Annotated in this window: 21 protein-coding genes and 8 pseudogenes; 12 read left to right on the forward strand and 17 right to left on the reverse strand. The window is 68.1% G+C overall.

Annotated elements, in window-relative coordinates; all coding sequences use genetic code 11:
• Window positions 1–100 precede the first annotated feature (100 nt).
• Window positions 101–613 (forward strand): DUF1993 domain-containing protein, encoded by a 513-nt coding sequence (locus AD428_RS06655; protein WP_053244609.1) that lies wholly within the window; start codon window positions 101–103, stop codon window positions 611–613.
• Between the two features lie 10 nt (window positions 614–623).
• Here AD428_RS06655 and AD428_RS06660 read toward each other — a convergent pair whose 3' ends face one another.
• From AD428_RS06660 to AD428_RS06670, 3 genes are read right to left on the reverse strand one after another with little or no spacing between them, the layout of a single operon-like run.
• Window positions 624–1,253 carry a glutathione S-transferase family protein gene (locus AD428_RS06660; protein WP_053244624.1) on the reverse strand — a complete coding sequence of 210 codons (630 nt, stop codon included), beginning with the start codon at window positions 1,251–1,253 and terminating at the stop codon, window positions 624–626.
• On the reverse strand, window positions 1,253–1,765 hold the full coding sequence (locus AD428_RS06665) for a VOC family protein (protein WP_053244610.1): 513 nt from the start codon (window positions 1,763–1,765) through the stop codon (window positions 1,253–1,255). Before AD428_RS06665 ends, AD428_RS06660 begins: the two co-directional genes overlap by 1 nt.
• A gap of 60 nt (window positions 1,766–1,825) precedes the next feature.
• Window positions 1,826–2,188, reverse strand: coding sequence for a DUF1428 domain-containing protein (locus AD428_RS06670; RefSeq protein ID WP_053244625.1), 363 nt, complete (start codon window positions 2,186–2,188; stop codon window positions 1,826–1,828).
• Window positions 2,189–2,353: 165 nt separating this feature from the next.
• On the opposite strand from AD428_RS06670, the gene AD428_RS06675 reads away from it, so the two are divergent.
• Complete coding sequence (locus AD428_RS06675; protein ID WP_082308296.1) at window positions 2,354–3,316, forward strand: GlxA family transcriptional regulator; 963 nt, start codon at window positions 2,354–2,356, stop codon at window positions 3,314–3,316.
• Window positions 3,317–3,348: 32 nt separating this feature from the next.
• Here AD428_RS06675 and AD428_RS06680 read toward each other — a convergent pair whose 3' ends face one another.
• The 3 genes from AD428_RS06680 to AD428_RS06690 all read right to left on the reverse strand — a co-directional run bounded on the left by AD428_RS06680 (window position 3,349) and on the right by AD428_RS06690 (window position 5,808).
• Entirely contained in the window at window positions 3,349–3,897 is a 549-nt protein-coding gene (locus AD428_RS06680) for a hypothetical protein (RefSeq protein ID WP_200908006.1), read from the reverse strand.
• 133 nt (window positions 3,898–4,030) lie between these two features.
• Window positions 4,031–4,915 carry a TauD/TfdA dioxygenase family protein gene (locus AD428_RS06685; RefSeq protein ID WP_053244612.1) on the reverse strand — a complete coding sequence of 295 codons (885 nt, stop codon included), beginning with the start codon at window positions 4,913–4,915 and terminating at the stop codon, window positions 4,031–4,033.
• Window positions 4,916–4,929: 14 nt separating this feature from the next.
• Window positions 4,930–5,808 (reverse strand): tripartite tricarboxylate transporter substrate-binding protein, encoded by an 879-nt coding sequence (locus AD428_RS06690; protein ID WP_082308297.1) that lies wholly within the window; start codon window positions 5,806–5,808, stop codon window positions 4,930–4,932.
• A 188-nt stretch (window positions 5,809–5,996) separates the two neighbouring features.
• Between AD428_RS06690 and AD428_RS24510 the strand changes: the two genes are divergently transcribed.
• Window positions 5,997–6,620, forward strand: coding sequence for a helix-turn-helix domain-containing protein (locus AD428_RS24510; RefSeq protein ID WP_235489306.1), 624 nt, complete (start codon window positions 5,997–5,999; stop codon window positions 6,618–6,620).
• A gap of 87 nt (window positions 6,621–6,707) precedes the next feature.
• Here AD428_RS24510 and AD428_RS06695 read toward each other — a convergent pair.
• Window positions 6,708–7,097: pseudogene (locus AD428_RS06695) on the reverse strand (DUF1801 domain-containing protein); the annotation flags it as partial.
• A 65-nt stretch (window positions 7,098–7,162) separates the two neighbouring features.
• Window positions 7,163–7,583: pseudogene (locus tag AD428_RS24515) on the reverse strand (helix-turn-helix domain-containing protein).
• Between the two features lie 110 nt (window positions 7,584–7,693).
• Between AD428_RS24515 and AD428_RS06700 the strand changes: the two are divergent.
• On the forward strand, window positions 7,694–8,284 hold the full coding sequence (locus AD428_RS06700; protein ID WP_053244613.1) for an SAM-dependent methyltransferase: 591 nt from the start codon (window positions 7,694–7,696) through the stop codon (window positions 8,282–8,284).
• Window positions 8,285–8,299: 15 nt separating this feature from the next.
• Here the strand turns inward: AD428_RS06700 and AD428_RS06705 are convergent, their stop codons facing one another.
• Window positions 8,300–8,746, reverse strand: coding sequence for an SRPBCC family protein (locus tag AD428_RS06705; protein WP_053244614.1), 447 nt, complete (start codon window positions 8,744–8,746; stop codon window positions 8,300–8,302).
• A gap of 265 nt (window positions 8,747–9,011) precedes the next feature.
• Between AD428_RS06705 and ampC the strand changes: the two are divergent.
• The 4 genes and pseudogenes from ampC to AD428_RS06725 form a co-directional block, all read left to right on the forward strand.
• Window positions 9,012–10,109, forward strand: a pseudogene (ampC, locus tag AD428_RS06710) (class C beta-lactamase).
• Window positions 10,110–10,172: 63 nt separating this feature from the next.
• Window positions 10,173–10,598 (forward strand): CopD family protein, encoded by a 426-nt coding sequence (locus AD428_RS06715; RefSeq protein ID WP_053244615.1) that lies wholly within the window; start codon window positions 10,173–10,175, stop codon window positions 10,596–10,598.
• A gap of 151 nt (window positions 10,599–10,749) precedes the next feature.
• The gene (locus AD428_RS06720) at window positions 10,750–11,565 is read left to right on the forward strand and encodes a MetQ/NlpA family ABC transporter substrate-binding protein (RefSeq protein WP_053244616.1); all 816 of its coding nucleotides are present in this window, start codon (window positions 10,750–10,752) and stop codon (window positions 11,563–11,565) included.
• A gap of 16 nt (window positions 11,566–11,581) precedes the next feature.
• Window positions 11,582–12,355: pseudogene (locus AD428_RS06725) on the forward strand (methionine ABC transporter ATP-binding protein); the annotation flags it as partial.
• On the opposite strand, the gene fusA reads toward AD428_RS06725, so the two are convergent.
• The 4 genes and pseudogenes from fusA to AD428_RS06745 form a co-directional block, all read right to left on the reverse strand.
• Window positions 12,249–14,294: an elongation factor G gene (fusA, locus tag AD428_RS06730; protein WP_235489324.1), complete on the reverse strand. Its 2,046-nt coding sequence runs from the start codon at window positions 14,292–14,294 to the stop codon at window positions 12,249–12,251. The pseudogene AD428_RS06725 and the gene fusA sit on opposite strands and share 107 nt — an antisense overlap.
• A gap of 259 nt (window positions 14,295–14,553) precedes the next feature.
• Window positions 14,554–15,018, reverse strand: a complete 465-nt coding sequence (locus tag AD428_RS06735) for a universal stress protein (RefSeq protein ID WP_053243972.1) — start codon at window positions 15,016–15,018, stop codon at window positions 14,554–14,556.
• A gap of 99 nt (window positions 15,019–15,117) precedes the next feature.
• Window positions 15,118–15,461, reverse strand: a pseudogene (locus tag AD428_RS06740) (TIGR01244 family sulfur transferase).
• Between the two features lie 10 nt (window positions 15,462–15,471).
• Window positions 15,472–16,910: pseudogene (locus AD428_RS06745) on the reverse strand (PLP-dependent aminotransferase family protein).
• A 204-nt stretch (window positions 16,911–17,114) separates the two neighbouring features.
• Here AD428_RS06745 and AD428_RS27560 point away from each other — a divergent pair.
• The 3 genes and pseudogenes from AD428_RS27560 to AD428_RS06755 form a co-directional block, all read left to right on the forward strand.
• Window positions 17,115–17,282: pseudogene (locus tag AD428_RS27560) on the forward strand (EamA/RhaT family transporter); the annotation flags it as partial.
• A pseudogene (gene yidC / locus AD428_RS06750) lies at window positions 17,275–17,793 on the forward strand (membrane protein insertase YidC); the annotation flags it as partial. The pseudogenes AD428_RS27560 and yidC, both read left to right, overlap by 8 nt.
• Before the next feature lie 240 nt (window positions 17,794–18,033).
• The gene (locus tag AD428_RS06755) at window positions 18,034–19,479 is read left to right on the forward strand and encodes a catalase (protein WP_053244619.1); all 1,446 of its coding nucleotides are present in this window, start codon (window positions 18,034–18,036) and stop codon (window positions 19,477–19,479) included.
• 10 nt (window positions 19,480–19,489) lie between these two features.
• Here the strand turns inward: AD428_RS06755 and AD428_RS06760 are convergent, their stop codons facing one another.
• Genes AD428_RS06760 through AD428_RS06775 form a run of 4 tightly spaced genes read right to left on the reverse strand, consistent with a single transcriptional unit; the run spans window position 19,490 to window position 21,657 of the window.
• A complete protein-coding gene (locus AD428_RS06760) occupies window positions 19,490–20,095 on the reverse strand; it encodes an ATP-dependent Clp protease proteolytic subunit (RefSeq protein ID WP_053244620.1) in 606 nt (201 codons plus the stop codon).
• Between the two features lie 41 nt (window positions 20,096–20,136).
• A complete protein-coding gene (locus AD428_RS06765) occupies window positions 20,137–20,499 on the reverse strand; it encodes an SRPBCC family protein (RefSeq protein ID WP_053244621.1) in 363 nt (120 codons plus the stop codon).
• Window positions 20,496–20,810 (reverse strand): ArsR/SmtB family transcription factor, encoded by a 315-nt coding sequence (locus AD428_RS06770; protein ID WP_053244622.1) that lies wholly within the window; start codon window positions 20,808–20,810, stop codon window positions 20,496–20,498. The genes AD428_RS06765 and AD428_RS06770 overlap by 4 nt, the downstream gene beginning before the upstream one ends.
• A 52-nt stretch (window positions 20,811–20,862) precedes the next feature.
• Window positions 20,863–21,657: an NAD(P)H-dependent oxidoreductase gene (locus AD428_RS06775; protein ID WP_053244623.1), complete on the reverse strand. Its 795-nt coding sequence runs from the start codon at window positions 21,655–21,657 to the stop codon at window positions 20,863–20,865.
• 86 nt (window positions 21,658–21,743) lie between these two features.
• Between AD428_RS06775 and AD428_RS06780 the strand changes: the two genes are divergently transcribed.
• Window positions 21,744–21,955: LysR family transcriptional regulator (locus AD428_RS06780; RefSeq protein ID WP_152968007.1), on the forward strand; the 212-nt coding region annotated here is incomplete at its 3' end.

Consider the following 21,955-nt stretch of genomic DNA (forward strand, 5'->3'; position numbering starts at 1 on the left):
CCGGGCCCGCGAATCCGCGATGCGGCGGGCGGGCTTCGCCAGCCGGCCCGCGCCGCGCTAAGATCGGCGGGCTGGAAGTTTCGCCTGACTGGAGTCTCTCATGCCCTTGACCATGTACCAGGCCAGCGTGCCTGCCTTCGTGCGCGGCCTGAACGTGCTGTCCGCGCTGCTCGAAAAAGCCGCCCGCCATGCCGCCGATGCAGGCATCGACCCGGCCGGACTCGTCGGCGCGCGGCTCGCGCCCGACATGTATCCGCTGTCGGGCCAGATCCAGCGCGCCAGCGACACCAGCAAGTTCGCGGTGCAGCGGCTGTCGCTGGTGGACGCGCCGAAGTTTCCCGACGAGGAAAAGACGCTGGAGGAACTGCGGCAGCGCATCGCCGGCACCCTGGCCTATGTCCAGAGCGTGCCCGCGGAAAAGTTCGAGGGCACCGAAACCCGCCCCATCGTCCTGAACTTCGGCGAGTTCAAGCCCAGCTTCCAGGGCGACGCCTATCTGCTGAGTTTCGCCCTGCCGAACTTCTATTTCCATGTCACGACGGCCTACGCCATTCTGCGCCACGCGGGCGTGAAGATCGGCAAGCTCGACTACCTGGGGCCGTATCCCGCCTGAAGAAGGGCGCTCAGGCGGGCGGGCGCATGTCGGCCATGGCCTCGGCGATGCGCCGCGGCGCGGCGGGGCGCGCATACATGCGTTGCACGTATGCGCGCAGGTTGGGAAAGCCGCCCAGCAGCCCAGCATGCTCGCCCCAGTCCAGCGTGTAGGCGGCAATGCAGTCGGCAAAGCTGATGCGGTCGCCGGCGACGAACGGCCTGCCTTCCATATGGCGCTCGAGTACGGCCGCCATGTCGGCGAAATCTTCCCCGGCCCGCGGAATGTCGGCCGCGATGCGCTTGTGCTCCGGGTAGACGAACGTGTTGCGGGCGATCCGCCAGAGCGGCTGTTCGAGCTCGGTCACCGCAAAGAGCGCCCATCGGTACGCTTGCGCCCGCTGCCCGAGGTCGTCCGGCATGAGCCCTTTGTCGCGGTATTTTTCCGCCAGGTAGATCACGATGGCGGCCGACTCCGTAATGACCTGGTCGCCGTCCACCAGCACCGGCAGCTTGCCCGCGGGGTTGAGGCGCAGGAAGTCCGCACGCCGGTTCTCGCCCGCCAGCAGGTTGACGGGCACGAAATCGAATTCCAGGCCGAGCTCCCGCAAGGCCCACAGCGCACGCAGCGACCGCGTCGGGCCCAGCCCGTACAGCGTCATCATCGCGCATCTCCCGTTGCGCCGGCGGGCTTGGCGTTTCCCATTTCCGCGCACATGCGGGCCATGCCCTCGCGGATTTCCTCGGGCGAGAGATCCTGCTTGTGCGTGGCCAGCGACCAGCGATGGCCACAGGGGTCCACCACCTGGCCGTAGCGGTCGCCCCAGAACATGTCGGTCGCCGGCATGGTGACCTGGGCGCCGGCGTCGACCGCCTGCTTGATGGCGGCGTCCACGTTTTCCACGTACAGGTGCAGGGTCACGGGCGAGCCCTTGAGCGCCTTCGGCCCCAGGCTGCCGCACGAGGGAAAGTCATCCGACAGCATGAGGGCCGAGTCGCCGATGCGCAGCATGGCGTGCATGACCTTGCCGTCGGGCCCGGGCAGCAGCGAGAGTTGCTCGGCGTTGAACGCCGTCTTGTAGAAGTCGATGGCCGCGGCCGCGCCTTCGCACACCAGGTGCGGCGTCAGCGTATGCATGCCTTCGGGAATGGGGCGGGTTGCGGGTCTGGACATGTCTGTCTCCTTTGGCTGCGGCGCGCGCCCGGTTCCGGGCCCGGCGGCCGGAATGCGGGCTCAGTCGCCCACCAGTGTGGAAAAGCCGCCCCAGCACATGCGCTTGGCGTCGAAGACGCCTTCGCATTGCGTGCCGGAGATGCGGCTGTCGTTCATGACTTTGGCGTTGATGCGGTCGCGCTCGGCGCGGCTGGCGTAAGTGATCCACGAGAACACCACGCTTTCGCCCGGCTGCGCGCCGGCGGCCGCGGCGAAGGAGGCGCAGCCGTGCTGCGGGTCGAGGTCGACTCCCACGCATTCGCGGAAGTCCAGCGCCCCGTGCTCCAGCCAGACCGTGCGCGCCTGTTCGGCGAGCGCCTGGTACTCCTGCAGCTTCGCCGTGGGAACGCAGAGCAGAAAACCGTCCACGTATTTCTTTTCCATGCTTGTCTCCTGAGGGTCGTATGCGCGCCGGCGGGCCCCGCGCCCGCCCGGCGGCATTCCGGGATGGCATGGCGTCACTCTATCGGGATTCGGGCGGGACTCCGATAGGCGATTGCGACATTCTTGCGGGTGGATTGCGACAGGCTTGCGGCGTATGCTAGGCGCATGAAAAACGTCGCTTTCCTGCTGCCTGCGGGCGCGAACATCGCTGCGCTCGAAACAGCCAGGCACGGCTTCATCGTCGCCAACGAATACCGCGCCGCGCGCGGCCTGCTGCCCGGCTTCCAGGTGCGCACCCTGGCGGTCGAGCGCGAGGTCAGCCTGGACGGCGGGCGCATCACGGTGCAGGCCGACGCCACGCTGGACGAGGCGGGCGCGGTCGATATCTGCATCGTTCCGCCGCTGCAGGGCGCCATTTCGGATGCGGTGCTGAACAACCGCGAAACCGTCGCGTGGCTGGCGCGGCACCACCGCCAGGGCGGGGAGGTGGCCAGCCTGTGCCTGGGCGCCGCGCTGCTGGCGGCCGCCGGCCTGCTCGACGGGCAGGAGGCGGTCGTGCACTGGGCGGCGCAGAACCTCTATGCCAACCTGTTTCCGTCGGTGCAATGGGTGACGGACCGCGTCGTCATGGCCGGCAACGGCGTCTACACCAGCGGCGGCTCGTTCTCGGCCGCGCACCTCGTGCTGCATCTGGTCGAAAAGTACACCGACCGCGACACAGCGATCTGGTGCGCCAAGTTTTTCCAGCTCGACTGGAGCCGCCAGAGCCAGCTGCCTTTCGCGGTGTTCATGGGCAGCAAAGACCACGCGGACCAGGTGGTGCGCGCCGTCCAGGCGTACATCGAGGGCAGTTATCCCGAAAAGATCGCCGTGGACGAGCTGGCCAGCCGCCACGCCATGGGCCGCCGCACGCTGGAGCGGCGGTTCCGGCAGGCCACGGGGCACAGCATCGTCGAATATTTGCAGCGCGTGCGGGTGGAGGCGGCCAAGCAGCGGCTGGAATCCACGCGCAAGAGCGTGGCCGAGGTCATGTACGAAGTGGGCTACAACGACACCAAGGCGTTCCGCGAAATATTCAGCAAGTATTGCGGCCTGTCGCCCGTGAGCTACCGCGAGCGCGACCAGTAGGGCGGGCCGGCACGCCCGGCGTGCGCCCGCGCTCAGGGCAGGGCGGAGTCGGCGGCTCGGATACCAGCGCGTGAAACGCGCCGCGCCGTACAGGGCGGCGACCGTGGCCGCCACGGCCAGCGCCGGCGAGAGATGCCGCCCAGCAGCGCCATGTCGGCCGCCGCCATGACCGCGAACGCCGCCGCCCAGGCTCCCGTCACCACATAGTTCATGCGGCGGTAGCGGCGGTTTTTCCAGACATATTCGGGCTCGCGCTCGCGCGCGTATTCCAGGGTGAACGGGCGCCGCAACAGCATGGTCAGCAGCACGACCGCCAGCATGCCGCCATCGACCCGCAGGCGCGCCTCGGCCACGGACCAGCCGTCGCCGCCGGCCATGGGCGCATAGAGCATCAAGCCGGCCAAGAGCAGGAAGGAGCCGCTTTCCAGCGGCTTGACCCGGCGTTCGGGGCTGACCCAGTCGCGCAGCAGCAGGCAGGCGGCCGCCGCCGCCCCCGCCGCCAGGCCCTCGAGCAGCGCGCCCACGCTGCGCTCCAGGACGGCGAACACGGCGAAAGGCGCGAACGCCAGCACGATATCCATCTTCTTTTCCCCCTGGCCCCTTCCTCCAACCCGGCCAGCGTGCGGGAAACGGCGCGATTCGCCTATCGGCCATGCGGCCCTGCCGCTTGGGACGAGGGCGGCATGCCCTCGTCTTTCCGGATGGCGCGCATGCTTACTGCAGCGTCCGCGACGCCGGCACCGGGCGGTCGCCGGAGATGGTGGTGCGGTGCAGCTCGCGGTCGAAGCCGTCATAGTCGTTCATGGCCAGGTGCTGCGTGCAGCGGTTGTCCCAGACCGCGAGCGAACCGGGCGACCAGCGGAAGCGGCAGGTGAATTCCGGGCGCGCCGCGTGCTGGTACAGGAACTGGAGCAGCGGCTCGCTTTCTTCCTGGGTCATGCCGTCGAACCGCAGCGTGTAGGTGCTGTTCACGTACAGCGCCTTCCTGCCGGTGGCCGGGTGCACGCGCACCACCGGGTGCACGACCTCGCTGCTGGCGCGCTCGTCGGTGCGCACGTCCATCTTGTGGGCCGGGTCGCCGTTGTTCACCACCGCGCCGCCGGCGCCATAGGAGCGCACCGCGCTGTGCACCGCGCCCAGCCCGTCCAGCACCTGCTTGAGCCGGTCGGACAGGGTTTCGTAGGCGCGGTACATGTTCGCCCACATCGTGTCGCCGCCGTAAGGCGGGATCACGCGGCCGTACAGCGCCGAGCCCAGCGGGGGCTTTTCCGAGTAGCTCATGTCCGAATGCCACAGGCCGCCGAAATTGCGCCGCGTCTTTTCCGCCTTGCCCTTCATGACGGGCAGAATGGTGGGAAAGCCGTCCAGCGCACGCACGAAGGGCACTTCCAGCAGCTCGCCGAAGCGCGAGCTGAATTCCACGTGCTGCCGCGGCGTGAGGTTCTGGTCGCGGAAGAAAATCACCAGATGCTCGTGCAGCGCGCTGCGCACTTCCTCGAACTGCTCGTCCGGGAGCGGGCGCGACAGGTCGACGCCGCGGATTTCCGCGCCCAGCGCGCCCGCGATGGGGTGGATTTCCAGATGCCGATAGGTGTTCATGCGTGTCTCCTTTCTCATTGAAGCCTGATGTGGGCGGTGCGCACCAGGGCGCCCCATCTGTCGGTTTCGCTGGCGATGTAGCGGCGGAAGTCGGCGGGGCCGGCGGCGGAGATCACGCCGCCCATGTCGGCGATCTGCCTGCGCACGTCGGGCTGCTCGCGCACCGCCCGCAGCTCGCGGTCCAGGCGGTTGCACGATGGGCTGGGGGCGTGGCCGCCGGCGCCAGCACCCCGAACCAGCCCGAGATCTCGTAGCCGGGCAGCCCCGCCTCCGGCCATGGTCGCACGTCGGGCAGCTTCGGGCGAGCGCGCGGCGCTCGTGATGGCCAGGGCCCGCAGCTTGCCCGCTTTCACCAGCTGCAGGGCCGAGGGCATGTTGTCGAACATGCATCGGCACTGGCCGGCCACCGTGTCGTTCAGGCCGGGCGCGCTGCCGCGGTACGGCACCTGCGTCAGGCGCACGCCGGCCGTCGCGGCGAACAGCTCGCCCGCCAGGTGCAGCGACGTGCCCGTGCCCGGCGTGGCGTAGTCCAGCGGCTGGGGCGATTGCTTCGCGTAGGCGATCAGCTCCCGCACGGTGCGCGCCGGCAGGGCGGGATTGACCACCAGCAGGTTCGGCACGCTCATCAGCAGCGTTACCGGCGCCAGGTCGCGCTGCGGCTGGTAGGGCAGGTCGGGGTAGAGCGCCGGATTGATGGAGATGGGGCCGATATTGCCCATGACGATGGTGTAGCCGTCGGCAGGCTGTTTCACGGCATAGTCGGTGCCGACGTTGCCGCCGGCCCCGGCCTTGTTTTCCACGATGACCGGCTGACCCAGCCGCTCGCCCAGCTTGTGGCTGACCAGGCGGGCGAGCATGTCCGTGGAGCCGCCGGGCGGATACGGCACGATCATTTGATGGGCTCCGAGGGCCTGGGGCGCCGGCCGCGGCCGGGCCCGGGCTACAGGCGCAGGCCAGGCCGGCCGCCAACGCGAGGGCAAAACGTTTCATGCATGTCTCCTTCCCTGGCTCGCGGTCTTGCCGCGGGCTCTGTTTACGTGTATTGTTCACCTAGTGAACGTAATGTTTGTCAGGTGAACGATTGAAGAATAATAGATCGATCCAGCGCTGTCTATCCATCATCCGGGCCTTTCGCGGCAGGGGCAGGCCCACGCTGGCCGAACTGGCCCGCGCGGTCGAGCTGCCGCACGCCACCGTGCTGCGGTTTCTGCAGACGCTGGAAGAAGAGGGCTACGCCGCGCGCGAAGACAGCCGCTGGCGGCTGACGCCGCAGGTGTTCGAGCTGGGTTTCGCGGCCATGGACAGCCTGGGGGTCACCGAAGCGGTGCAGGAAATCCTGCAGGGCCTGGCCGACGCCTACTCGGGCACGTCGAACCTGGGCGAGGCCAACCCCGAAGGCGTCATCATCATCGGGCGCGCCATGGCGCCGGCCGAGCGCCGCCGGCTGGTGGTCATGAACCTGCGCGTGGGCAGCGTGCTGCCCCCGGCCAGCGCGCTGGCCGGGGGCTGCGGCCTGGCGCCGGGGCAATGGAGCCGGTTCGATTATCCGACAGCAACCAGGTTTCGGTGGCGGTGCCGGTGCCCGGGGCCGGATCGCGCGTGCTGTCGTGGGCATCTCCGTGGCGGCCTCCGAGGTCGAGGGCGGCCGCCTGGAAGACGACATGGTTCCCGCCCTGCAGCGCGCCGCGGAAGTCGGCGGGCGTGATCCGTGTGGGAGTGGTGTAGGGCGCGCCGGCGCGCCCGGCGCGCGCGGCGCATCCGCGCCGGCCGGGCCGGGTTCAGGCGCGCTTTTCCGCGCGAGGTTGAAGGCCGCGGCGGCGGCGACGAGCGCCTTGAAAGCGGCTTCGTCGATCTCGTCGCCCTCGCGGATGTCGATGGCGCGCCGCGTGTTGCCGTCCAGGCTCGCATTGAAAAGCCCCGCGGGGTCGGCCAGCGCGGCGCCCTGGGCGAAGGTCAGCTTCACCGTGTGTTTGTAGGTTTCGCCGGTGCACAGGATGCCGGCATGCGACCACACCGGCACGCCGCGCCATTTCCATTCTTCCACGGCCTGCGGGTCGGCCTGCAGGATGAGCGCGCGCATCCGGGCCAGCGCCGCGCCGCGCCAATCGCCCAGCTCGCGGATGCGGGCGTCGATCAGGCGGGAAGGATCTGGGCCCTGGGCGTTGCGGCTCGGTTTTTCCATGTGCGTTCTCCAGCAGCCGGGGCGCGGCTTTTCGCGGACCACCTTGCCATGGCGGCGGCGCGGAATCAAGCGGCGCGCTTGCGCCGCCCGCCGAAGGCGCCCGAGGCCACGGCCTTCAGCAGGCGCTGGAAAGCGGGGCAGCGCAAATGGCTGGGCGCGGGGCAGGCGGCGGCGTGGCGCAGGCCATCGCGCATGGCGCTCAGGCGGCGGATGGCGCGGTCGAGCTGGTCGCTTGGCGGCCAGCACGGCCCGATCGATGCTGGGCTCGCCGTCGGGCGAGAACATGCTGCCGATCTCGTCCAGCGACAGCCCCGCCGCGCGCCCCAGTCCGATCAGCGCCAGCTTTTGCAGCACGGCCGCCTCGTATTGCCGCCGCAGGCCGCGGCGGCCGATTGAGGCGATCAGGCCCTTTTCTTCGTAATAGCGCAGCGTGGAGGCGGGGATGCCGGTTTGCCGCGCCACTTCGGCTATGTCCAGGTGCGTCATGCGCTTGACCTCAAGTCGGCTTGAAGTTGCAGACTATCCCCATTCCGCTCCGCGCGCATCTTTCCGCGCGCCGGCCGGCGGGTCGAACGCACAGACAGGGAGCCTGAGCCATGTGGGATGAACGCTATGCCGCCGCGGATTACGTCTACGGCACCGAACCGAACGATTTCCTGGCCGAGCACGCGGGCCTGCTTGCCGGACCCGTGCTGAGCGTGGCCGAGGGCGAGGGGCGCAATGCCGTTTTCCTGGCCGAGCGGGGCCTGGACGTGCTGGGCGTGGACGGCTCGCCCGTCGGCCTGGAAAAGGCGCGTAGACTCGCCGCGGCCCGGGGCGTGGAAATCCGCACCGAAGTCGCCGATCTTGCCCGCTACGAACCGCCCGCCCTGGCGTTCGGCGGCGTGGCGTGCATCTTCGCGCATCTGCCGTCGGCCAGCCGCAAGCGGCTTAACCGGCTGCTCGCGCGGTCGCTGCGCCCAGGCGGCGTCGTCCTGCTCGAAGCTTACGCGCCGGGCCAGATCCGCAACCGGACCGGCGGGCCCAGGGATCCGGACATGCTGATATCCCGCGCGGCGCTGGAGCAGGAGTTCCCGGGTTGCGAGATTGTGCTGTCCCGGGAGCTGGAACGCGAGGTGGTCGAGGGCCGGTTCCACACCGGGCGGGCCTGCGTGGTGCAGTTCATCGCCCGCAAGCCGGCGTCCTGAGCGCAGGCGCGCGCTTTACTCCTGGATGTCCGGCTCGACCAGCATGGCCAGCTGGGCCAGCGATTCCTGCCAGCCCAGATAGCACATCTCCACCGGGATCGCCTCGGGCAGGCCCTCCTGCACGATGTTCAGCTCGGTGCCGCAGGCCACTTTGCGCAGCGTGACGGTGGCCTGCATGCTGCCCGGCAGGCTGGGGTCGTCGAATTGGTCCGTGTAGCGGATGCGTTCGCCGGGCACGAGTTCCAGGTATTCCCCGCCGAACGAATGGGCCTGGCCATTGCCGAAATTGCGGAACGACATTCTGTACCGGCCGCCGACCCTGGCCTCCAGCTCATGGACCTGGCAGGTGAAGCCGTGCGGGGGCAGCCACTTGGCCACCGCATCGGGTTCGAGGAAGGCGCGGTAGACGCGCTCGGGCGGCGCGCGCAGCACACGGTGCAGGGTTACGGTTCCAGTCGCCATGATGATTCTCCTCCGTCGACAAGTTGAACGTACTGCCGCGACAGACCAGTAGACCGGAAATCGGCGGGCGCTGTCCAGGGATACGCGCGGAGACGGGCCGCCGCGGCGTTATATTCTTTCGCTGCGGCCGCGAGGGCCGCTTTTCTCTCGAAAAGGTTCCATGCGCTGGTCTTCCGGGTTGCCGTTTTTTTTTCGCCGGCTTGGGCTGCCGGCTTCCGCATGCGGCCGGCTGGTCTGCGCCGCCGCGCTGGCGGCCGTCGCGGGGATGCATGGCGCGCGGGCCGCGCCGGCCGGGACGGATGACGCCATCCGGCAGGTTGCCCAGGAGGCGATGCGGGAGCATGGCATCGCGGGCATGGCCATCGGCGTGCGGCATGGCGGCGAGGCGCGCTTCTACAACCTGGGCGTGGCCTCGCTGCGCACGCAGCAGAAAGTGACCAGCGACACGCTGTTCGAAGTGGGCTCCATCAGCAAGACCTACACCGCGACCCTGGCCGCCTACGCGCAGACGCAGGGCCGGCTGGCGCTGAAGGATCCGGTGCAGAAGTTCGTGCCCGAGCTGCGCGGCAGCCCGTTTGGAAAACTGACCCTGATCCACCTGGGCACGCACACGGGCGGCGGCTTTCCGCCGCAGGTGCCGGACGGCGTGCGCACCCGCGCCCAGCTGCTCGCCTACCTGAAGGCATGGCGGCCGTCATATGCGCCCGGCACGCGCCGCACCTACGCCAACCCCAGTATCGGCATGCTGGGCGAGGCCGCGGCGCGGGCCCTGGACCGGCCGTTCGACCTGGCGATGGAGCAGGACCTGTTCCCGGCGCTCGGCCTGGCGAGCACGTTTCTCGCGGTGCCGCCCGACCGCCAGGAAAGCTATGCGCAGGGCTACGACGCGCAGGCCAAGCCGGTGCGGCTCACGCCCGGCGTGCTGGGCGCCCAGGCCTATGGCGGTGAGCACCAGCGCCGCGCGACCTGCTGCGCTTCGTGGACGCCAATCTCGGCCTGGCGCCTGGCCTGGACCCCAGGCTGCGGCGCGCGCTGGCGGCCACGCACGTGGCCTATTACCAGGTGGACGGCATGATGCAGGACCTGGCCTGGGAGCAGTACGCCTGGCCCGCCCGGCTCGAGACGCTGATCGCCGGCAACGCGCCGGACATGGCGGCCCGCACGCACGAGGCCAGGGCACTGGATGGCCACCGCGCCGCAGGCGTCGGCGTGGATCAATAAAACCGGCTCCACCAACGGCTTCGGCGCCTACGTGGCGTTCGTGCCCGCCGCGCAGACCGGCATCGTTATCCTGGCCAACCGCAACTGGCCCAACGAGGCGCGCGTGCGGCTCGCCTACCGCATCATGGAGCTGCTGCGCTGAGCCGCCCGCCCGCGTCAATCGGTCGCGCAGCGCCCGCCGCGCGGCCGGCGATAATGCCGCTCCATGAACTATCAATTGCTCGTGTTGCTGCACGCCGCGGCCGTGATGGCCTGGGTGGGCGGATCGCTTTTCGTGTCCCTGTATCTGCTGTCGGCCCCGCACCGCGATGGCGACGAGGCGCCGCGCGGGCGCGGCATGCTGCCCCGCCTGCGGCGCTGGAACCTCTGCGTCACCACGCCGGCCATGGCGCTTGCGTGGCTGCTGGGTCTTCACCTGGCGTTCTCGGTGGGCTGGTTCGCCATGAAATGGATCTGGGTCAAGGCGGGCTGCGCGCTGGCGCTGTCGGCGCTGCACGGCGTACAGAGCGCCGCGCTGCGGCGCATGGCGCAAGGCGGCGCAAGGCGCGCGCCGCTGGCCGATCTGTATGCGCCGCTGACCGTGGTGCTGGCGGCCGCCATCGTCACGCTGGTGGTGGTCAAGCCTTTCTGAACGCAAGCATCTCGCCGCCCTGGCATATTGCCGCCGCGCATATGCAAAGGCGGGCGTAATAAGGACTCAACCAGCGAATCGTTCACGCTCGGCGCCGCGCTGCCTAGAATCGTCTCTCCCTGGATTGGGTTGACCGAGAGGCGATTCCGAGATGATTTCCCCCTTTTTCAAGCGCCTGCTGGGCGCGGCGCTGGCGGCGGCCGCCATGTTCCACGGCCCGGCGTTTTCCGCCGACAACCGGCCTCTCAAGGTGGGCGTGCGCGGCGGCGTGGACGAGCAGATATGGGAGGTGGTGGCGCAAGTCGCCAAGAAGAACGGTCTGGCCGTGGAGCCGGTCGTCATCACCGGCACGGCCAGCCCGAACGAGGCGCTCAATAACGGCGACCTCGACGCCAACGCGTTCCAGCACATTCCTTTCCTGAAAGACCAGATCCGGCAGCGCGGCTACAAGCTGGTGTCCGTGGCCAACACCCTGATCTCTCCCATTGCGTTCTACTCCCGGAAATACAAGTCGCTGGAAGCGCTGCCGCAGGGCGCCAAGGTGGGCATCCCCAACGATCCGAGCAACCAGACGCGCGCGCTGGTCGTACTGCGCGACCACGGGCTCGTCACGCTGCGCGACGGCTTCGACCCCTACACCGGCACGGCCACGCTGGCCGACGTGACGTCCAATCCGCGCAAGCTGGAGTTCGTGGAAAGCGCCTCGGTGGTGCTGGCGCGCTCGCTGCCCGACGTGGACGCGGCGGCCATCGTCAACAGCTTCGCCTACCAGGCCGGCCTCATCGCCACGCGCGACGGCATTGCCGTGGAGAAGAAAGAGAACAACCCCTACGTCAACATCATCGCCGTGCGCGAGGCCGACAGGAACGCGCCCTGGGTGCCGGAGCTGGTGCGGGCCTATCACTCGGACGAGGTCCGGCAGTTCATCCTGAGCAAGTACGAAGGCTCGGTCATCCCCGTTTTCTGAGGCCGGGCGCGCCATGATGCAAAACGAGCTTCCCGCCGCCGCGGTGGCGGCGGACGATGCCGCGCCGCCTGTCGCGCCCCACATCGTGTTCGAGGGTTTGCGCAAGCACTATCAGGGCGCCCGGGGCCGGGTGACCGCGCTCGACGACGTGTCGTTCGCCATCGGCCGGGGAGAGATCTTCGGCATCATCGGCCGCAGCGGGGCCGGCAAATCCACGCTGCTGCGTTCCATCAACATGCTGGAGCGCCCCGACGGCGGGGCCGTGCGCATCGACGGCACCGACGTGGGGCGGCTGGACGAAAACGCGCTGGTGCGGCTGCGCCGGCGCATCGGCATGATCTTCCAGCATTTCAACCTGCTGTCGGCCAAGACGGTGACCGAGAACGTGGCTTTGCCGCTGCGCGTGGCCGGCGTGAAGCCGGCGAGGCGCGGCGCGCGTGAGGCGCTGCTGGAGCTGGACGGGCTGGGCGGCAAGGCCGACGTCTACCCGGCCAAGCTGTCGGGCGGGCAGAAGCAGCGCGTGGGCATCGCGCGGGCGCTGGTCCACGATCCCGAGATACTGCTGTGCGACGAAGCCACTTCCGCGCTGGACCCCGAAACCACGCAATCCATTCTGGCGCTGCTGCGCGACATCAACCGCAAGCTGGGGCTGACGGTGGTGCTCATCACGCACGACATGGCGGTCATCCGCGAAGTCTGCCACCGTGTGCTGGTGCTGGATGCCGGGCGGGTGGCGGAAGAAGGCGAGGTCTGGCGCGTGTTCGGACCTCGGCGCGCACCAGCTTGCCGCCGCCGCCCGCGATGTCTTCCATGCCCTGCACGATGCCGCGCCGGGAGGAAAGATCGCCCATGACGTTGCCGGTGAAATCCTCCGGCGTTTCCACCTCCACATGCATCACCGGCTCCAGCAGCACCGGGTCGGCGCGGCGCATGCCTTCGCGAAAGGCCATGGCGGCGGCCATGCGGAACGCGTTTTCGTTGGAGTCCACGTCGTGGTAGGAACCGAAGAAGAGCGTCACCTTCACGTCCACCACGGGGTAGCCCGCCAGCACGCCGGCGTTGAGCGCCTCGCGTATGCCCTTGTCCACGGCCGGGATGAATTCGCGCGGCACCACGCCGCCCTTGATGGCGTCCACGAACTCGTAGCCCTTGCCGGGCTCCTGGGGCTCCAGCTTGAGCACCACATGGCCGTACTGGCCTCGGCCGCCAGACTGCTTGACGAACTTGCCTTCGACCTCGTCACAGGTCTTGCGTATGGTTTCGCGGTAGGCGACCTGGGGCTTGCCCACCGTGGCCTCGACCCCGAACTCGCGCTTCATGCGGTCGACCAGGATCTCCAGGTGCAATTCGCCCATGCCCGAAATGATGGTCTGCCCGGACTCCTCGTCGGTGCGCACGCGGAACGATGGGTCTTCCTGGGCCAGGCGCCCCAGCGCGATGCCCATTTTTTCCTGGTCGGCCTTGGTCTTGGGCTCCACCGCCTGCGAAATGACCGGCTCGGGAAACGCCATGCGTTCCAGGATGATGACGTGGGAAGGATCGCAGAGCGTGTCGCCGGTGGTGACGTCTTTCAGGCCGACCGCCGCGGCGATGTCGCCCGCGTAGACCTCGGTGATCTCGCGCCGCTCGTTGGCGTGCATCTGCAGGATGCGGCCCAGCCGCTCTTTCTTTTCCTTGGTGGGGTTGTAGATGGAGTCGCCCGACTTGACCACGCCCGAGTAGACGCGGAAGAACACGAGCTGGCCCACGAACGGGTCGGTCATGATCTTGAAAGCCAGGGCGGAGAAGGGCTCGTCGTCGGCCGGATGGCGCTCGATTTCGCGGTCGCGCTGGTCGTGCCCCTTGATGGCCGGCACGTCCACCGGCGAAGGCAGGTAGTCGATGACGGCGTCGAGCATGGCCTGCACGCCCTTGTTCTTGAAGGCGCTGCCGCACAGCATGGGCACGATCTCGTTGGCGATGGTGCGCGCGCGCAGGCCGGCCTTGATCTCGGCCTCGGTCAGCGGCTCGCCGGACAGGTATTTCTCGAGCAGGGTTTCGTTGGCCTCGGCCGCCTTCTCGACCATTTTGTCGTGCCATTCCTGCGCCTGCGCCTGCAGCGCGGGCGGGATGTCGCGGTACTCGAAACGCACGCCCTGGCTGGCCTCGTCCCAGATGATGGACTTCATCTTCACCAGGTCGATCACGCCCTCGAAGTGGTCTTCGGCGCCCACCGGAAGCTGGACCGGCACGGCATCGCCCTTGAGCCGTTCGGCGATCTGGCGCTGCACGCGCAGGAAGTCCGCCCCCACGCGGTCCATCTTGTTGACGAAGGCCAGGCGCGGCACGCCGTACTTGTTGGCCTGGCGCCAGACGGTTTCGGACTGCGGCTGCACGCCGCCCACGGCGTCGTACACCATGACCGCGCCGTCCAGCACGCGCATGGAGCGCTCCACTTCGATGGTGAAATCCACGTGGCCCGGCGTGTCGATGATGTTGATGCGGTGCTCGGGATAGTTGCCCGCCATCCCCTTCCAGAACGCCGTAGTGGCCGCGGACGTGATGGTGATGCCGCGCTCCTGCTCCTGTTCCATCCAGTCCATGACGGCGGCGCCGTCGTGCACTTCGCCGATCTTGTGGGTGATGCCGGTGTAGAAGAGGATGCGCTCGGTGGTGGTGGTCTTGCCGGCATCGATGTGGGCGCTGATGCCGATGTTGCGATACAGATCGATACGCGTCTTGCGAGTCATGGCCTCTTCCCTTGCAGTGAAACACTGGCTGAGACGGCAGGGCCCGCCCGGGCCTCGCCGCGGCAGGCGCGCGCGCCGCGCAACAAAAAGGAATCGCGATGGCGTCGCGCCCGCGCTGATGCTTGCATATTACGCGCCAGCCGGGCAGATACAAGACATGGCCCTGAAGGCGCCCGGGATTTCCGGCCGCCCAACGAAAACGCCCTCGCGCAAGGCGAGGGGCGTGGTCCGGACATGCACGTTTCCGTGCCCGTGACGGCTATTTCTTTTCTTCCTTGACGCGGTAGACCAGTACCGCGGTGGTGGCCAGCGACAGCACCTTGGCCGTCACGCTGCCCAGCAGCAGGCGCGACAGCCCGCTGCGGCCGTGGCTGCCGATGAAGATGAGGTCGCAGCCGTTGTCGCCGGCGGCCTGGACGATGCCGTCGGCGACGTTGAAATTGGACACGGCGCGCGTCTCGCACTTCACGCCGGCGGTGTCGGCGCGGTCGCTGATCTGCTTGAGGTATTTCTCGGCCTGCTCCGCCGAAGCCTTTTCGTAGTCTTCGTCGGTGATGGCGTAGGCCGCGGCCATGCCGTCGAAGCCGATGGTGGCGGCGAAAGGCTGCGTCACGTAGAGCGCCACGACCTCGGCGCCCACGGAACGCGCGAAGCAAATGCCCGCATTGGCGGCCTGCGCGGACAGCGGCGAACCGTCGGTGGGAATCAGGATCTTCTTGAACATCAGCCTGCTCCTGTTTGAGATGAATTCTTATGCTACCGGAAAGAAGCCGGATTCACATCAGGCTCGCCCCGGAGGCTTGACGGCGGTCAAGCCTGGCGCTCAGCCGAGCTGCTGCGCGGCGGCGAACAGGTTGGTGCAGCGCGTGCCCGTGCGGCAATAGGCCAGCACCGGCCCCGGCAGGTGCGCAGCAGTTCGCGAAGCGCTGCACGTCGCGCGGCGGTCATGGCGCTGCCCACCACCGGCTGGTATTCGACTTTCAGGCCGGCGGCGACGGCGGCCTTGGACACGTCGGCCGCCGTGGGCTGGTCGGGGCCGCCCTCGAAATCGGGACGGTTGATGATGACGCTCTTGTAGCCGGCGGCGGCGACTTCGGCCATGTCGTCGGGGCCGAGCTGGGGAGCCACGGCAAAGTTCTCGGTGAGGGGCTTGATCGGTACGGACATGGCGGTTCCTTCAGTTGTATGGCTGCGTATTATTATTGCAGGCTCCGCCATCGGCGAAGAGTTTTTCGAGCTCCGTCCAGACCCCGCGCTGCTCGGTCATGGACACCGAAAAGCGCAACATCCGGGACGGCTCCTGGGAGGGCGAAAACAGCGTGCCGGGCGCCAGCAGCATGCCGCGGTCGGCAGCGGCCCGCGCCACCGCCTCGGAATCCCGCCCGCAGTCGGCCCATACGAACATGCCCGCGTGCGGCTCGTGCGGCAGGCGCAGCCCCAGCCGCAGCAGCCCCTTCACGCAGCGGCTGCCGCCGTCGTCCACCCGCTGGCGCACGCGCTCGATGTGGCGCCGGTACTGGCCCTCCATGAGCACGCGGTGCACCACCCGCTCGCCCAGTTCGGGCGACGTCAGCCCGGCCAGCATTTTCAGGTCGGCCAGCTTCTGCAGGATCTGCGGATGCGCCGCCAGGTAGCCCACCCGCAGGCTGGCGGCGAGCATCTTGGAATATCCCCCCGCCAGGATGACGCGGTTCAGCCGGTCCAGGGCCGCCAGCTTCACCGCCCCGCCGGGGTGCAGTTCGCCGTAGGTGTCGTCTTCCACCACCAGGAAATCGTGGCGTTCGGCGATGCGCAGGACATCGTAGGCCACGCCGGCCGACAGCGTGTGCCCCGTGGGGTTGTGGACCGCGCTGTTGACGATGAACAGCCTGGGGTGGTGCTGGGCCGCCAGCTTTTCCAGCAGCGCCGTATCGGGGCCGTCGGGGCCTCGGGGCACGCCGATCAGGCGCGCCCCGAAGGCGGCCAGGCGGCCGAAGATCACGAACCAGGCCGGATCCTCGACCAGCACGGTGTCGCCCGGCCGCACCAGGTGGCGCGCGACCAGGTCCAGCCCGTGGGTCACGCCGCAGGTGGTCAGCAGATTGTGCTCGGGATGGGCGGGCACGCTTTCGTTCTGCAGGTGCCCGGCAATCTGCTGGCGCAGCGGCGCGAAGCCCTGGGGATGGCCATAAGACACCAGGTGGCCGCGCACCGACCTGCCCACCGCGCGCACGGCGGCGCGCGACCATCTCGGGATCCAGCCATTCCGGCGGGAGCAGGCCCGCGCCGCCCGGCATGCCGGACGCGGCGCTCTCGCGGAACATGTTGCGCAGCAGCCAGGGCACGTCCACCCGGGCGGAAGGCGGCAGCGTAACCGCCGGCGGCGCGGAGGCCGCCGCCGTAAGCGGTCCGCTGCGCGCGCGCACGAAGAAGCCCGCGCCCCCGGCGCGACTGCACCAGGCCGCGCGCGACGAGGCGGTCGTAGGCTTCCACCACGGTGAAGCGGCTGACGCCGGACTGCTCGGCCATCTTGCGGATGGAGGGCAGCCTCGTGCCCGGGCGCAGGCCCTGCTCGTCGATGCGCCGCGCCAGGCTGTCGGCCAGTTGCGCCACCAGGGTGGCGTCGGCCTGGCGCACCGGCAGCCAGGGGGATCCCGGGAGGGCGGAAGAAGGGACTGTCATGGGAATTTCACCAGGCCAGTTATCGAAGTGAACCGTTAAAGTGTATAGGTACTGTATCGCTGACTGTGCGTAGAGTGACAGCAAATCCGGCCCGCGGCAAGCGGGCCGGTCCAGGCGGGCAGGCCCCACGGCCGGCCCGTTCCCCTTTACAGGCGATCCATGATCCGTCCCGCCCCGTCTTCCTGTATCGATCCCGGCCTCGCGCCCCCCGCCGCTCCCGTCTGGGAGGGCTACGGCTACGGCCTGCTCGGCGTGCTGGTGTTTTCGCTGACCCTGCCCATGACGCATGTCGCGGCGGCCGAGCTGCCCGCGCTGCTGGTCGGCCTCCAGCTACCGCTCCATGGCCCGCATGAAGCAGGTGGCTCCGCGCCTGCAGGCCCTGAAGGAAAAGTACGGCGACGACAAGCAGAAGCTCAACGCCGCCATGATGGAGATGTACCGCACCGAGAAGATCAATCCGCTGGGCGGCTGCCTGCCCATGCTGGTGCAGATTCCGGTGTTCATCTCGCTGTACTGGGTGCTGCTGGCCAGCGTCGAAATGCGCGGCGCGCCCTGGATCCTGTGGGTGCACGACCTGTCCGTGCGCGACCCGTACTTCATTCTGCCGGCCGTCATGATGGCCACCATGTTCCTGCAGATCAAGCTGAACCCCACGCCGCCCGATCCCGTGCAGGCCAAGGTCATGATGATCATGCCGCTGGTTTTCGGGGGAATGATGTTCTTCTTCCCGGCGGGCCTGGTGCTCTACTGGTGCGTGAACAACACGCTGTCCATTCTGCAGCAGTGGTCCATTACCCGGTCCATCCAGCGCAAGACGGAAGCCGCGGCCAACCGCTGACCCACTTTCCCGCAAGCAAGAAGCCGGCCCGGTGCCGGCTTTTTTGCGTCCTTTGCGCGGCGCCGTGGCGCGATATCAATAGTTAATATTTATCAAACCTAGGGAATCAATCAACTTCACAACGCAACATCGCACTTCTACTATGGGTCCGTGCTCTTTTCCGCGCCCGCCGCGCCGGACGCGCATATGCCGTCTCCAGCTCCCGGCGAGATCTCTACCGCAACCGAGAAGGAAATCGCGATGACCGACAAGAAACCCCTGACCACCGCTTCCGGCGCCCCCGTGGCCGACAACAACAACACGCTCACCGCCGGTCCGCGCGGGCCCGCCCTGCTCCAGGACTTCTGGCTGATCGAGAAGCTGGCCCACTTCGACCGTGAACGCATCCCGGAGCGGGTGGTCCACGCCAAGGGTTCCGGCGCCTACGGCACCTTCACCGTCACCAACGACATCACGCGCTACACCCGCGCCAGTATCTTTTCCAAGGTCGGCAAGCAGACCCCGCTCTTCCTGCGCTTTTCCACCGTGGCGGGCGAACGCGGCGCGGCCGATGCCGAGCGCGACGTGCGCGGCTTCGCCATCAAGTTCTACACCGACGAAGGCAACTGGGATCTGGTCGGCAACAACACCCCGGTGTTCTTCATCCGCGACCCGCTGAAATTCCCCGACTTTATCCACACCCAGAAGCGCGATCCGCGCACCAACCTGCGCAGCGCCACCGCCGCCTGGGATTTCTGGTCGCTCAGCCCCGAATCGCTGCATCAGGTCACCATCCTGATGAGCGACCGCGGCATTCCGGCCAACCTGCGCCAGCAACACGGTTTCGGCTCGCACACGTTCAGCTTCGTCAACAAGGACAACGAGCGCTTCTATGTCAAATTCCACTTCAAGTCACAGCAAGGCATCGCCTGTCTGACTGACGAAGAAGCCGCCCAGGTGGTGGCGCACGACCGCGAGAGCTCGCAGCGCGACCTGTACGAGAACATCGAGCGCGGCAATTTCCCGCGCTGGACGCTGAAAGTGCAGATCATGCCCGAGGCGCAGGCGGCCACCTACCGCATCAATCCCTTCGACCTCACCAAGGTCTGGCCGCATGCCGACTACCCGCTCATCGAGGTGGGCGTGCTCGAGCTCAACCGGAATCCCGAGAACTATTTCGCCGAAGTGGAACAGGCCGCCTTCACGCCGGCGAACGTGGTGCCGGGCATCGGATTTTCGCCGGACAAGATGCTGCAGGGCCGCCTTTTCTCCTATGGCGACACGCACCGCTACCGCCTGGGCATCAACCACCACCAGATTCCGGTCAACGCCCCGCGGTGTCCGTTCCACAGCTATCACCGCGACGGCGCCGGCCGCGTGGACGGCAACGGCGGCGGCACGCTCAACTACGAACCCAACAGCTTCGGCGAATGGCGCGAAACGCCCTCGGCGGCCGAGCCGCCGCTGGCGCTGGACGGCCAGGCCGCCGACCGCTGGAACCACCGGGAAGACGACGACTACTATTCCCAGCCCGGCGCCCTCTTCCGCCTGATGACGCCCGAGCAGCAGGAGCGGCTGTTCGGCAACATCGGCCGCCACATGGCCGGCGTGCCCGAGGAGATCCAGCGCCGCCAGCTCGAACACTTCCGCAAAGCCGATCCGGCCTATGCGGAAGGCGTGGCCCGTGCCCTGGGCCTGAAGCCGTAGGCGGCCCGGTTCAAGGGCAGCCGGCGCGCTCCGAGAGCACGCGGTCGATCAAGCCCCATTCTTTCGCCTCTTGCGGCGTCATGAAGCGGTCGCGGTCGAGCGCGCGTTCCACCTCCTCGTAGGTGCGCCCGCAGTGTTCCGCGTACAGGCGTGTGATGCGCTGCTTGGTCTGCAGGATTTCCTCGGCGTGGATGAGGATGTCCGAAGCCTGCCCCTGCACGCCGCCCAGCGGCTGGTGCACGTGGAGGCTGGCGTTGGGCAGCGCCACGCGCTCGCCGGGCGCGCCCGCCATCAGCAGGAACGACCCCATGGACCGCGCCGTGCCCATGCACAAGGTGTGCACCGGCGGCTTGATGTACTGCATGGTGTCGTACATGGCCAGGCCGCTGGTGATGACCCCGCCCGGCGAATTGATGTACAGGTGAATGGGCTTGTCCGGATTCTCGGCCTCCAGGAACAGCAGTTGCGCGCACACGCTGGCGGCCACCACATCGTTGACTTCGCCGGTCAGGAAAATGATGCGCTCCCTCAGGAGGCGCGAATAGATATCGTAGGAACGATCCCCGCGGCTCGATTGCTCGACCACCATGGGTATGTACTGCAACAGGCCGCTCATGCCATGCCTCGTTCGGGAAAGAAGTCTGGAGCGCGCAAGCCCTAGGCGGCGCGCATGAATGCGTAGGCGCCGTCGTTGGCCGCTTCCGGCCGCCCTGCCCCTTCCGCGGCCCGCGCCTGGTGAATGATCGTCAGCGCCGTGCCGCCCGCCTCGTTGCCGCGGATGCGCAGCGTGACCTCGCTTTCCAGATGGGGCGGCAATTCGTCGCGCAGGCGGTAGCGCACCTCTTCGCCGGGCACCGCCGACACCGATTCGGCCTGAGCCAGGGCCTTCGAAGGCAGCCATTGCTCGCGGAACTCGGCAATGCTGATGGCGCGCCACACCTTTTCCGGCGGCGCATCCAGCTCGTATTCCTGCACCAGCTCGACGGACAGCCCGCCGCTTTCGATATCGATGTCGCTCATTGGTCCATTTCCTTGAGTAGCGTCCTGAGGGCATCCACGCGCGCCGGCCAGTAGCTGCGGTACCGGTCCAGCCAGCGGATCAGCAGCGCCATGCCCTGCGGATCCACTTCGTAGTTCACGAAGCGGCCCTGGCGTTCCTCGCGCACGAGCCCCGCCTCCCGCAGCACCGACAGGTGCTGCGACATGGCCGGCTGGCTGATCTGCATGCCCGCGCGCAGCGCCGTGGCATTCATGCTGCCCGCCGCGAGCTTGTCGAAGATGGCGCGGCGGGTAGGGTCGGCAAGCGCCTTGAATATTGCGTTTTCCGTCATGCCAATACATTAGTCAATACTTATGTATTTGGCAAGCGCGTTCTGCCGCCAGTCAGGATGCCGCCGCTTGCTCGCCGACGTGGATGCCCAGGCCGGACCGCCCCGGCGCCAGGTCCGCCCGCAAGGCCAGCGACGGAATCTCGTAGGCGCCGCCGTTCTGCCTGCGGAAAGGAATGGGAGCCGTCGTCCACATCGAATCCAGCCGCTGCCCCAGCTCGGCGCGGACTCGGGCAAAGCGCGCCCCGTCCATGCGGCCGGCGCGATAGACCGCGAAGGGCGGCAGCACCTGGAAGCCCGGATAGAACAGCGTGCCGTGCTGGATCGGAAACAGCAGGTCGCCGATGGGGCCGTTGATGCCGCGCGGCGCATAGTGCGATTCCCAGCCCCCGGCCGTCACCACCAGCATGGCGCGCTTGCCCGCAAGCGTGCCCTCCCCGTAGCGGTCGCCCCAGTGGGTGTCCGAATGCTCGCCCACGCCGTAGGCAAAGCCGCAAGCGTAGACGCGCTCGACCCAGCCCTTCATGATGGCCGGCATCGAGAACCACCACAGCGGAAACTGCAGGATCAGGGCGTCCGCCCAAAGCAGCTTCTCCTGCTCGCGCGCGATGTCCGCGCGCTGCATGCCGGTTTCGTAGGCGCGGCGCGCATCCTCCGACGGGTCAAAGCGCGCCGAAGCGCGCGGGGCCAGGCTGTCGCCCGCATCCAGCACGGCCTTCCAGCCCATGGCGTACAGGTCGGAAACCTCCACCTCATGCCCGTTGCCGCGCAGGCGGGACACGGCAAAGTCCCTCAGCGCGCCGTTGAGAGAACGCGGCTCGGGGTGGGCATAGACCAGCAGGACTTTCATGATGTGCTCCAGAGAAGATCGAGAGACACACGATAGGTTTTCCACAGGTATAGTTGAAATAGATATCCACAATGCTTGATATTGCCATGGACAATATATTGAGGCGGCTCGACCTCAATCTGCTGGTCACCCTGGACGCCCTTCTGGCCGAACACAACGTGACGCGCGCCGCGCAGAAACTGCATCTGGCGCAGCCCACCGTCAGCCTGCAGCTCGCGCGGCTGCGCGATGTGTTCTCCGACCCCCTGCTGCTGCCCGGGCCGCGCGGCATGCGCCCCACCGCACGGCACCGACGCGC

The organism is Achromobacter sp. DMS1 (genome assembly GCF_001270295.1).

Excerpts from the sequence above, each read along its gene's own strand:
- AD428_RS06655 (WP_053244609.1), top strand. The coding sequence starts at position 101 with ATGCCCTTGACCATGTACCAGGCCAGCGTGCCTGCCTTCGTGCGCGGC.
- AD428_RS06660 (WP_053244624.1), bottom strand. The coding sequence starts at position 1,253 with ATGACGCTGTACGGGCTGGGCCCGACGCGGTCGCTGCGTGCGCTGTGG.
- AD428_RS06665 (WP_053244610.1), bottom strand. The coding sequence starts at position 1,765 with ATGTCCAGACCCGCAACCCGCCCCATTCCCGAAGGCATGCATACGCTG.
- AD428_RS06670 (WP_053244625.1), bottom strand. The coding sequence starts at position 2,188 with ATGGAAAAGAAATACGTGGACGGTTTTCTGCTCTGCGTTCCCACGGCG.
- AD428_RS06675 (WP_082308296.1), top strand. The coding sequence starts at position 2,354 with ATGAAAAACGTCGCTTTCCTGCTGCCTGCGGGCGCGAACATCGCTGCG.
- AD428_RS06680 (WP_200908006.1), bottom strand. The coding sequence starts at position 3,897 with ATGGATATCGTGCTGGCGTTCGCGCCTTTCGCCGTGTTCGCCGTCCTG.
- AD428_RS06685 (WP_053244612.1), bottom strand. The coding sequence starts at position 4,915 with ATGAACACCTATCGGCATCTGGAAATCCACCCCATCGCGGGCGCGCTG.
- AD428_RS06690 (WP_082308297.1), bottom strand. The coding sequence starts at position 5,808 with ATGATCGTGCCGTATCCGCCCGGCGGCTCCACGGACATGCTCGCCCGC.
- AD428_RS06700 (WP_053244613.1), top strand. The coding sequence starts at position 7,694 with ATGTGGGATGAACGCTATGCCGCCGCGGATTACGTCTACGGCACCGAA.
- AD428_RS06705 (WP_053244614.1), bottom strand. The coding sequence starts at position 8,746 with ATGGCGACTGGAACCGTAACCCTGCACCGTGTGCTGCGCGCGCCGCCC.
- AD428_RS06715 (WP_053244615.1), top strand. The coding sequence starts at position 10,173 with ATGAACTATCAATTGCTCGTGTTGCTGCACGCCGCGGCCGTGATGGCC.
- AD428_RS06720 (WP_053244616.1), top strand. The coding sequence starts at position 10,750 with ATGATTTCCCCCTTTTTCAAGCGCCTGCTGGGCGCGGCGCTGGCGGCG.
- fusA (WP_235489324.1), bottom strand. The coding sequence starts at position 14,294 with ATGACTCGCAAGACGCGTATCGATCTGTATCGCAACATCGGCATCAGC.
- AD428_RS06735 (WP_053243972.1), bottom strand. The coding sequence starts at position 15,018 with ATGTTCAAGAAGATCCTGATTCCCACCGACGGTTCGCCGCTGTCCGCG.
- AD428_RS06755 (WP_053244619.1), top strand. The coding sequence starts at position 18,034 with ATGACCGACAAGAAACCCCTGACCACCGCTTCCGGCGCCCCCGTGGCC.
- AD428_RS06760 (WP_053244620.1), bottom strand. The coding sequence starts at position 20,095 with ATGAGCGGCCTGTTGCAGTACATACCCATGGTGGTCGAGCAATCGAGC.
- AD428_RS06765 (WP_053244621.1), bottom strand. The coding sequence starts at position 20,499 with ATGAGCGACATCGATATCGAAAGCGGCGGGCTGTCCGTCGAGCTGGTG.
- AD428_RS06770 (WP_053244622.1), bottom strand. The coding sequence starts at position 20,810 with ATGACGGAAAACGCAATATTCAAGGCGCTTGCCGACCCTACCCGCCGC.
- AD428_RS06775 (WP_053244623.1), bottom strand. The coding sequence starts at position 21,657 with ATGAAAGTCCTGCTGGTCTATGCCCACCCCGAGCCGCGTTCTCTCAAC.